The 1,860-nt window shown below is 52.6% G+C and carries 2 protein-coding genes; both read right to left on the bottom strand.

The genetic code is table 11. From position 1 onward, the window contains the following. A partial coding sequence (locus tag H6F80_RS11860) for a GAF domain-containing protein (RefSeq protein ID WP_190791759.1) occupies positions 1-905 on the bottom strand: 905 nt, incomplete at its 3' end. Between the two features lie 201 nt (positions 906-1,106). Then, positions 1,107-1,860: DUF4394 domain-containing protein (locus tag H6F80_RS11865; protein ID WP_190791760.1), on the bottom strand; the 754-nt coding region annotated here is incomplete at its 5' end.

Below are 1,860 nucleotides of genomic sequence, written 5' to 3' on the forward strand. Positions count from 1 at the left end.
TTCTGCCAGAGTAAATTTTCCTCGATCGATCGCTGCTGAATGGAATCAAGCAGGGCAGGCTGCTCACCGATCGTATAAATTTCTCTGGGGGACTCTGTGGGTAATTGTTCACTGGCAACGAGATAAAGCCTGCCGTCTGCCTCCAGCGAACTTGCTGCGGCTTGAAGGACATCTTGCCAGTTCACCATTGGCGAGGTTTGCAGCAGCGCAGTGACCTGATTAATATTGGATTCCTGGTGCGCCTGGGCACGAACGTGGTCGAGCAGAATCGACTGGGCAATGACCACCTCCACCTGATCCACCACCGCCTGAATGAACTGCAACTCTGTCTCGCTTACCGATCGCGGTTCAGCATGATGAGAAACCAGTAGCCCCCAGAGCTGATTCGGCGGCTGGAGCGAGGGGGGGTGGTACGGACCTGCCGCTTCGCCTTCTAAAACGATCGGAACCACGACTGAAGATTGGACACCCATTGCCATCAGGTACTCTTGATGGCACGGATCAACCGGACGATAGCGAATATCTGTTTGATCGATCAGATCCCCGGTTTCCGGGCAATTCAGCGGACTGATGCCGATCGCATGGGTACTCAAATCCACAACACTACGCTGGCGTGCCCGCACAAACAGTTCGCGAGCATAAGGAGGAATATCATCCGCCGGAAAATGCAGCCCCAGCAGCGAAGGTAAGCGATCACTACTCAGCGACTCGGCGATCACAATTCCGTGCCCATCCGGTTGAAATTGATAGACTTTTACGCGATCGGTTCCCAGATAGGCTCGGACTTCAGCAACGGTCGTAGTTAAAATCTCTTGAAGCTCCAGGGATTGCCGGATGCGATTGGTAATACGGAGCAGTAAAGTTTCTTGAGTAAAAGAATGATCAGAATTCGGGAACGACAGCATAGAGTTGGCACTAAAATTGTGCGTGGTTTCTTAAGGCTAGGATTCCCAACTATTCCAAGAAAGAGTTGCCCTGCTCCAAGAAAGAGTGCCCTGCCAATGAAAGCGAAACCTTCCTAGCAGGGCTGCATTGAACTTCTGTTGAATCGCTTTCGCCGATCGTTTCAAGTTCGGGCGAGTTTGAGTTCGGAGATTTTCTCAGACCTAAACGCGACTCGAAATGCCAACGAGCTGAGTGGGTATCCCGTTGACCACCACTGTTCCTAGCTTCGCTGCTGCACCGCTAGTCAGATTGATGCTATACAGGTCAGAACCCGACATTCCATAAGCCGTGTTGCTCAGGTTACTGTCGGTGAAGATATCAAAACCAGCACTGGGGCTGAAATCAACACCAAGCGCACCCACGGTTGTAAGATTACCAGGAGCAGGCACAACGGCAGCAGTCACTTCAGCCAGACGCACGAGGGCATCCAGAGTAGTGTCGATACCATACAGGGCTGTAGAGGTCGAACCTCTGAAATTGTTGCTATAGGCCAAAGCCGTTACGTTAGGATTTTGGGCAGCATTGGCATCCCCTGTTGCATAGGCAAGGGCTGTATCCATAACAACGGTAAAGGTATTGGTTGAGCCGGATACTGGCGTCAGGACACGATGTTCATCGGCATCGGTGACCACCCGAATGTTGCCGCTGGTGGGGTCGCAGTCCAACCCGATGGCTGTGCCTGTCAGGGCAAGTGGATTGGTAGATGTCCCAGTAGAGGGCGTGGTAGAAGTTGTGCCGGACGTGGACAGCGTCATTGCGATCGCCGCCCCTGTTGCTACATCGATTTTGTAGAGCTTGTTAGCACTGCTCAAACCAAACAAGTCACCCGTTGAGGACTGGAAATCGACTACCTTTAGCGTTTCTCCAGCAGCCAAGCCTGTAATGCCCAGTTGAACCGTGTCGGTGGGGCGATCG

The organism is Leptolyngbya sp. FACHB-711, assembly GCF_014695615.1.
Taxonomy (GTDB): Bacteria; Cyanobacteriota; Cyanobacteriia; order Elainellales; family Elainellaceae; genus Leptolyngbya_A.